Consider the following 8,867-nt stretch of genomic DNA (forward strand, 5'->3'; position numbering starts at 1 on the left):
CGCGGGCGAAGCGGTCGGGATCGAGGGGTTCGAGGTCGAGGCGGACCTGGTTGCGGTAGGCCGCGTCCCCGGGGGCGAGGCGGGCGTGGAAGAGCAGGCCCTCCTGCAGGGGGGTGAGCGGGTAGAGGTCGGCGAGGCTGTCGGGGTCGAGGGTACCGGCCGCGCGGGCGCCGGCCAGGAGGGCGTCGAGGCCGGGTTGGTCGAGGCGGGCGAGGGGCAGGTCGGCGGGGGTGGGCCGGCGCGGGGTGCCCGGGTCGGCGCAGTGGTCGACGAGGGCCTGGAGGGTGTGCCGGGTGTCGCGGGCGATGGCGGCGATGGCGGCGGCATCGTGGCGGTCGGGGCTGAAGCGCCAGGCGAGGTGGAGGCGGCCGGCGCGCACGAGGGCGGTGAGGGTGAGCTCGGCGCCCGCGGGGCTGTGGGGGTCGCGCATGGGCCCCGCGCTCTCGGGGGCGAGGGCGAAGGGCGCGTCGGGGTCGGCGCGGTCGGCGTCGATCTGGCCGAGGTAGTTGAGGAGGATGCCGGGCTCGGGTGCCGCGGCGATGCGGTGGCGCAGGTCCGCGACGGGGCCGTGGCGCAGGAGGTCGTGGCTGAGATCGGGCTGGGGCAGGGCGCGGCGGGCTTCCTTGACCCGGCAGAGAGCAGCACCGAGGGCGTGGCCGCGGGCGGCGTCGTCCGGCGGCAGGTCCGGTTCGCCGCCGAGGGGATCGAGCCGCAGCGGCACCAGCGTGGTGAACCAGCCCACCGTCCGGCTCAGGTCGTGGCGCGCCGCCTCGCCGGCCGCGTCCGCCAAGCTGTCCGCCAGGGCGTCGGCATCGCGACCGTGGCCCTCGAGCACGACGCGCACGGCTCGTCCGCCGCAGCGGCGCGACACCGCCACCGCGAGCGCCGCGAGCAGGAGTTCGTCGGGGCGCGTGCGGTAGGGCCGGCCGGCCCGGCGCAGGAAGGCGTCGGTGGTGTCGGCGTCGAGGCTGTCGGCGATCTCGGTCTGGGCGGATTCGACGTTGGGGGCGTCGGGCCGGGCAGGCTCGAGGCCCCATGAGGGCGGCGCGAGCTGCGCCGTCCAGGCCTCGGCCCAGGCGCGGCGGCGGTCGGCCTCGGCCGGATCCCGGGCCAGGGCGTCGAGGTGCCGGGCCCAGGCGGGGAAGGAGGTCGCGGGCGCCGGCAGGGTCCGCCCCGCGAGGGCCAGGGCGAGATCCGCCACCAGGATGCGCCAGGAGACGGCGTCGACCACGAGGTGGTGGGCGACGAGGAGGAGGCGCTGGCCGCCGTCCGGGGCCGGATCGACCAGGACGGCGCGCAGCACCGGTCCGCGGGCGAGGTCGAGACTCGTCTGCGCGGCCTCGGCCAGCGCCGCCAGGGCGGCCGCGTCCCGGGCCTCGCGGCGCCACAGCGACCCGGCGGCCGCGACGGCGTCGGCTGCGGTGCAGGTCTGCCGCCAGTCGCCGTCGGCCGCCTGCGCGAAGCGCAGCCGCAGGGCCGGATGGGCGGTGGACAGCGCGGCGAGCGCCTCCGCGACGCGGTCCGCCGCGAGGCGCGCCCGCGGGACGAGCAGCACAGCCATGTTCCAGTGCGCGCGCCGCGGCATCGGCGCGGCCAGGAACCAGCTCTGGATCGGGGTCAGCGGCACCGGGCCGGCCTCGAGGCCCGGATCGGTCGCCGCGTCGCGCGCGGGGAGCGCCGGGCGTGCGCCCTGGCGCTCGGCGTGCGCGGCGAGGGCGGCGAGGCTCTGGTGGGTGAACACGTCGCGGGGGGTGAGCGTCAGGCCGGCCTGACGGGCGCGCGTGACGAGCTGGAGGGCGAGGATGGAATCGCCGCCGCGCTCGAAGAAGGTGTCGGAGCGGGCGACGGCGTCGGGGCCGGGCAGGCCGAGCACCGCGGCCCAGAGATCGGCGAGGCGCCGCTCGGTCGCCGTGCGCGGCGGGTCGGCGTCCGGGGCGGGCGCGTCCGCGTCGGGCTCGAGCAGGGCGCGGGCGTCGAGCTTGCCGCTGGGCGAGAGCGGCAGGGCGTCGAGCAGGACGATCGCGGCCGGCACCAGGGCGTCGGGCAGGTCGCGGGCCAGGGCGCGGCGCAGCTCCTGCGGGTCGGGGCGCGCGCCCGGCGCGGGCACCGCGTAGGCCACGAGCCGCGTCGGGCCGTCGGGTTTGCGGCGGGCGACGACGGCGGCCTGTGCGATGCCGGGTTGCGCGCGCAGGGCGGCGGCGACCTCGCCGGGCTCGACGCGCTGGCCGCGGATCTTGACCTGCTCGTCGGCGCGTCCGCGGTAGTCGAGGGCGCCGTCGGGGCGGCGGGCGGCGCGGTCTCCGGTGCGGTAGAGGCGCGCGCCGGGCCTTCCGAACGGGTCGGGCACGAAGCGCTCGGCGGTCAGGCCGGGGCGTCCGAGGTAGCCGCGGGCGAGGCCGGTGCCGCCGATGTAGAGCTCGCCCACCACCCCAACCGGCACCGGGTGCAGCGCGTCGTCGAGGACCCAGGCGGTCCGGTCGCCCACCGGGCTGCCGATCGGCGCGTACGGCGTGTCGCAGGTCGTGCCGGCGGGGACCTTCCAGACGAGCGGCGTCACCACGGTCTCGGTCGGCCCGTAGCCGTTGATGAGGCGGCGCGGCCCGAGGGCGCGGTTGACGCGCGCGAGCTCGTCGCGCGGCATCGCCTCGCCGCCGAAGGAGAGCAGGTCGAGGGTCGGCGCGCCGCCCTCCTGCTCGGCCCAGCGCGTCAGTTCCCGGACGTAGCTCGGCGGGAAGCCGGCATTCGTCACGCCGTGCCGGCGGAACGCCGCGAACACCTCCGCCGGCGACCAGAGCGCGTCGTCGCGGAGCACGAGGCTGGCGCCGCAGGCGAGCGCGGTCAGCCAGCGCTCGTGCCCGCCGTCGAAGTTGAAGGTGATGAAGTGGAACTCGCGGGAGTCCGCGTCCATCTCGTAGAGCGGCGCGGTCGCGCGGACGTGCATCGCGAGCGGGCCGTGCGCGACCGCCACCGCCTTCGGCTTCCCCGTCGAGCCGGAGGTGTAGATCAGGTAGGCCAGGTTCTCCGGGTGGAGCGCCACCGGGGGTGGAGGCCCCGCGCCCGCGTCCGGCGCGTCCGCGTCGATCAAAATCCGCGGGACCGCGGCCGGCCCGCGGCCGGCATGGGCGCGATCCGTGACGAGGACGCGCGCGCCGCTGTCGGCGACCATCGCGGCGATCCGCCCGTCCGGCAGGTCGAGCCCGAGCGGCAGGTAGGCGCCGCCCGCCTTGAGCACGCCGAGATAGGCGGCGAGCAGGCCGGGCGAGCGGGGCAGCATCACGGCGGCGACCGTGTCCGGGCCGATGCCGGCCTCGGCGAGACGGTGCGCGAGGCGGTTCGCCTCGGCGTCCAGCGCGCCGCGGCTCGTGGCGCGATCGGCGAAGATCACCGCGGTCCGTTCGGGGTCCGTGCGCGCGAACCCCGCGATGGTCACGTGAACGGGCTGCCCGTCGACCTCGGACGGCGCGGAGGGCGGGTTCAGCCGCGCGATCTCGCCCGGTGTGAGCAGGGGCGCCCCGTGGATCGGCGCGTCCGGCGCCGCGACGAGGCTGCCCAGCAGGGTCAGGAAATGGTCGCGCCAGCGCGCGACGGTGGCCGCGTCGAACAAGTCGCGGGCGTAGGTGAGGTGCGCGGTGAAGCCGCCCTGCGCGTCCTCCAGCGTGGTCAGGCCGAGATCCACGTGGGCGCTGCCGGTGGCGCGGGGGACGCGCTCGACCGACAGGTCGCCGAGGCGGATCGTGGCGAGCGGGCGCTCCTGCAGGTGCTGGACGATCGCCTGGAACAGGGGATTGCGGCCCGGATGCCGGTCGGGGCTCAGGGCGCTCACGAGCCGCTCGAACGGCACGGATTGATGGGCCTGGGCCTCCACGAGGAGCGCCCGCGTCGCCTCCACGCACGCGGCGAAGCTGTCCAGCGGGTCGAACGCGAAGGGCAGCACCAGGGTGTTGGCGAAGCTGCCGATCACGCCCGCGGTCTCGGGCCGGGTGCGGTTCGCCACCGGCACGCCCAGGCGGAGAGCGCGCTCGCCGCCGAGGCGCTGGAGCAGGATCGCGAAGCCGGCGGCGAGGACGTGGAACGCGGTCGCGCCGCCGCGGCGGGCCAGGGCGCGGACGCCCGCCGCGGTCGCGGGCGGCAGCGGGAAGGTCAGCGTCTCCCCCGTGAAACTGGGCACGTCGGGGCGCGGCCGGTCGGCGGGCAGGGCGAGGACGGGGTGCTCCGTGCCGAGGAGGTCCGTCCAGAACCCGAGGCTCGCGGCCTGGGCGCCCGCGTCCAGCATCCGCGCCTGCCAGGCGGCGTAATCCGCGTAGGTGATGGCAGGGGCCGCGCTCTCCGGCGCGTCGGATCCGTAGCCGGCGGCGACCGCGTCGATCAGCAGGTCCATCGACACGGCGTCGCCGACGATGTGGTGCAGGGTCAGGAAGACGACGTGCCGGTCCGGCGCCTCGCGCACCAGGGCGGCGCGCAGCAGGGGCCCGCGCGCGAGGTCGAAGGGCGCCCGCTCGACGGCCGCCTCGATCGCGGCGCGACGCGCCCGCGCCTCGGCCGCGTCGCAGCCGGTCAGGTCGTGGCGGACCATCGCGAAGGTGCCCGCCGGGTCGACCTGCTGCACCGGCTCCCCGTCGCGCAGGGGGAAGCGCGCGCGCAGGCCCGCGTGACGGGCGACGGCGCCGGCGAACGCCCGGTCCAGCGCCTCGGGGTCGAGCGGACCGGTCAGGCGCAGCGCGCCGACGATGTGATAGGCCGGGCTCTCCGGGTCGAGCTGCCAGAGGAGCCAGAACCGGCGCTGCGCGTCGGAGAGCGGTCCCGCGTCGCCGCCCTCCGCGGGCAGGATCGGCAGGCGGTCCGCCTCGAGGCCGCGCGCGGCGAGGTCCTGCACGAACCGGCGGCGCTTGCCGTCGGGCAGCGCGGAGAAGCGCGCCGCCAGGGCGCGCAGCTGGTCGTCCCGCGAGGGGCCGGTGTCGGTCATTCGGCGTGTTCCAGCGCGTCGAGGAGGTCGCTCATCGCGTCGATGTCGGCGTCCGCGCCACCCGCGTCCCGGCCGTCGATTGCGACCGCGAGATCCGCCAGGGTGCGCGCTTCGAAGACGGCGCGCAGGGGCAGGGCGATGCCGTGCGCCTCGCTCAGGCGCGCGACGACCCGGGCGACGAGGAGCGAGTGCCCGCCCAGGGCGAAGAAGTTGTCGCCGCGCCCGATCGAGGGGAGGTTCAGCACCTCGGCCCAGACAGCGGCGAGGCGGCGCTCCGTCCCGGTCCGCGGCGGGTCGGCGGCCGGGTCGGCGACCGGCTCCGGCGCCGGCAGGGCGGCGCGGTCGACCTTGCCGTTGGGGGTCAGCGGCAGGGCATCGAGCGTCACGACGGCCGCGGGCACCATCGCGTCCGGCAGCGTCGCGGCGAGCGCCCGGCGCAGCTCCGCGGGATCGAGCGCCGCCCCGGGGCCGGGGACGACGTGGGCCACCAGCCGCGCGTCGCCGGGCCGGTCCTGCCGCGCGGTCACGACGGCCTGCGCGACGCCGGGTTGCGCGATCAGCGCCGCCTCGACCTCGCCGGGCTCGATGCGCACGCCGCGGATCTTCACTTGGTGGTCGACGCGGCCGCGGTAGTCGAGGGCCCCGTCCGCGCGCCAGCGCGCGCGGTCGCCGGTCCGGTACATGCGCGCGCCGGGCGGCCCGAAGGGGCAGGGGACGAAGCGCTCGGCCGTGAGCCCCGGCCGCCCGAGGTACCCGCGGGCGAGCCCGGCGCCCGCGAGGTAGAGTTCGCCGACCGTGCCCGGCGGGACCGGCCGCAGGCCTCCGTCGAGGATGTAGGCCTGCGTGTTCCACAGGGGCGCGCCGACGGTTACGGCCTCCGCGCCGGGCACGATCTCGGCCGCCGTGGACCAGATCGTGGTCTCGGTCGGGCCGTAGAGGTTGGTGACCCGCGCCGCCCGCGCGCTCAGGGCGCCCGCGAGGTCGGGCGGCAGCGCCTCGCCGCCCACCAGCACCCGCACGCCGCGCAGGGCGTCCGTCTCCGCGAGACCGCGCCACAGGGTCGGCGTGGCCTGCATCAGCGTGATGCCCGCCTCGCGGACGAGCCGCGCCAGACGCCCGGGATCGAGCACGTCGTCCCGCCCGGCCAGCACCACGCGCGCGCCGCGGAGGAGCGGCCCGAACAGTTCGAGGCCCGCGATGTCGAAGCCGACCGTGGTGACGGCGAGCAGCCGGTCCGCCGGCGTCACGCCGAGGCGATCGACGAGGTCGTGCAGCAGGTTGGTCAGGCCGGCATGCGGGACCACGACCCCCTTCGGCCGGCCCGTGGAGCCGGACGTGTAGATCACGTAGGCGGGATGGGCCGGCACGAGCGGGCGCGCCCGGTCCCGGTCGGTCGGCGCGCGGGCCGGCGCGGCCGCGAGCGCCGCGCGCCCGTCCGGGGCGTCGAGCACCAGGGCGGGCAGGCCGTCCGGCCGCGGCCACGCGTCGACGGTCACGAGGCCGGCGGGCCGGGCATCGGCCAGCATGAGGGCGAGCCGCTCCGCGGGGTAGCCCGGGTCGAGGGGTAGGTAGGCCGCCCCGGCCTTGAGCACGCCCAGCAGCGCCGCGACGAGGTCCGGCCCGCGCGGCAGCGCCACCGCCACGATGTCCTCCGGTCCGATCCCGCGGGCGATGAGCGCGTGGGCGATCCGGTTGGCGCGGGCCTCGAGCTCCGCGTAGCGCAGCACCTCCGAACCGGCCACCAGGGCGACGGCCTCCGGCGAGCGGGCCGCCTGCGCGGCGACGAGGGCCGGCAGGGTCTCGGGCGGCACCGCCCGCGCCGTCGCGTTCCAGTCCGTCAGGACCTGCCGCCGCTCGCCGGCCTCGAACAGGTCGAGATCCCCGATTGCCCGGTCCGGCGCGGCCGCCAGGGCCGCGAGCAGCCGCGCGAACCGGTCCGCGAGGCGGGTCGCGCCGGCCTCTTCGAAGAGGTCCGTGGCGTATTCGAGGTGGCCGACGACGCCCGCCTCCGTCCCGTCGGCCCCGCGCCGCTCGACGAGGTCGAAGGCGAGGTCGAACCGCGCGGCCCCGGCGCCGACCGGATCCGGGACGGCGCGCAGGCCGGCCAGATCGAACGAATCCGGCACGCCGTCCTGAAGCGCCAGCATGACCTGGAACAGGGGATGGCGCGCGAGCGAGCGCGGCGGGTTCAGCACCTCCACGAGGCGCTCAAAGGGCACGTCCTGGTGCGCGTAGGCCTCGAGCGCGACGGCGCGGGCCCGCCCCACGAGGTCGCGCCCGCTCGGGTCGCCGGACGTGTCGGTCCGCAGTACGAGCGTGTTGACGAAGCAGCCGACGAGGCCGTCGAGGGCCTCGTCCGTGCGGCCCGCGATCGGGCTCCCGAGCGGGATGTCCTCGCCCGCGCCCAGGCGGGTCAGGAGCGCCGACAGGCCGGCCTGGAGCACCATGAAGAGGCTCGCCCGCTCGCGCCGCGCGAGATCCGCCAGCGCGCGGTGGAGATCCGGCCCGAGGGCGAGGGGCACGCGCCGCCCGCGGTGGCTCGCCGTCGCCGGGCGCGGCCGGTCGGTGGGCAGCGCGAGGCCTTCGGGCAGCCCCGCGAGCTGCGGGCGCCAGTAGCCGATCTCGCGGGCGATCAGGCTGTCCGGGTCGGCCTCGTCGCCGAGACGGTCGCGCTGCCAGAGCGCGTAGTCCGCGTACTGCACCGGCAGGGCCGGGCGCTCCGGCGCCGCGCCGCGGCGGCGCGCCGCGTAGGCCGCCGCGAGATCGCGCATCAGCGGGGTCAGCGACCAGCCGTCGGCGGCGACGTGGTGGATCAGGAGGAGGAGCCCGTGCGCGTCCGGGCCGAACCGGTACAGCCGCGCGCGGATCGGCAGGTCGACGGCCAGGTCGAAGGGCGCGCGCGCCGCCGCGGACAGCGCGTCCGGCCACGATTCCGGGTCCGCCGCGCACAGGTCGAGGCCGGGCCGCGCCGCGTCGGGCGGCAGGACCTGCTGCGCCGGCGCCCCGTCGATCGCGACGATGCGGGTCCGCAGGCTCTCGTGGCGCGCCACCACGTCGGCGAGGGCCGCGCGCAGCGCGTCGGCGTCGAGCGGGCCCGTGAGGCGGAGCGCGATCGGGATGGTGTAGGGATGCGCGCCGTCGATCCGCGACAGCAGCCACATCCGGGTCTGGGCCGCGGAGAGCGGGACGACGTCCGGCCGCGGGCGCGCGACGAGGGGCGTGCGCGCGGGACCGACGTATCCGGCCGCCTCTCCGGCCGCGTCGCCACCCGCGTCGCCGCCCGCGGCGATCCACCCGCTCAGCGCCGCGACCGTCGGGGCCTCGAACACGGCGCGCAGCGGCAGCTCGACGCCGAGCGCCGCGCGCAGCCGGCTGACGAGGCGCGTGGCGAGCAGCGAGTGCCCGCCGAGGTCGAAGAAGCCGTCGTCGATCCCGACCGCGTCGAGGCCGAGCACCTGCGCGAAGGCCTGCGCCACGGCCGCCTCGCGCGCGGTGCGCGGCCCGCGCCGACCCGTGCCCGCCCAGTCCGGTTCGGGGAGGCGTCCTGTGTCGAGCTTCCCGTTGGCGGAGACCGGCAGGGCGGGCAGGGCGAGGATGCGGGCGGGGCGCAGCGCGTCGGGCAGCGTGTCGGCCAGGGCCCGCTGCAGCGCGGGCTCGTCGAGCGCGCCGCCGGCCGCCGGCACCGCGTAGCCCACCAGCCGCAGCCCCCCGTCCGGACCGGGACGGGCGACCACCGCCGCCTCGGCCACACCCGGCAGCGCCCGCAGCGCGGCGGCCGCCTCGCCCGGCTCCACGCGCTGGCCGCGGATCTTGACCTGATCGTCCGCCCGCCCGCGGTAGTCGAGCTGCCCGTCCGCCCGCCACGCCGCCCGGTCGCCGGTGCGGTACAGCCGCGCCCCGGCCG

2 protein-coding genes are annotated in these 8,867 nt (G+C 78.0%); both read right to left on the reverse strand.

From position 1 onward, the window contains the following. Positions 1-4,963: non-ribosomal peptide synthetase (locus BLW78_RS30490; protein WP_139307805.1), on the reverse strand; the 4,963-nt coding region annotated here is incomplete at its 3' end. After that, positions 4,960-8,867: non-ribosomal peptide synthetase (locus BLW78_RS30495; protein ID WP_139307806.1), on the reverse strand; the 3,908-nt coding region annotated here is incomplete at its 5' end. The genes BLW78_RS30490 and BLW78_RS30495, both read right to left, overlap by 4 nt.

This window comes from Methylobacterium sp. 275MFSha3.1 (assembly GCF_900108435.1).
In the GTDB taxonomy this organism is placed as follows: domain Bacteria; phylum Pseudomonadota; class Alphaproteobacteria; order Rhizobiales; family Beijerinckiaceae; genus Methylobacterium.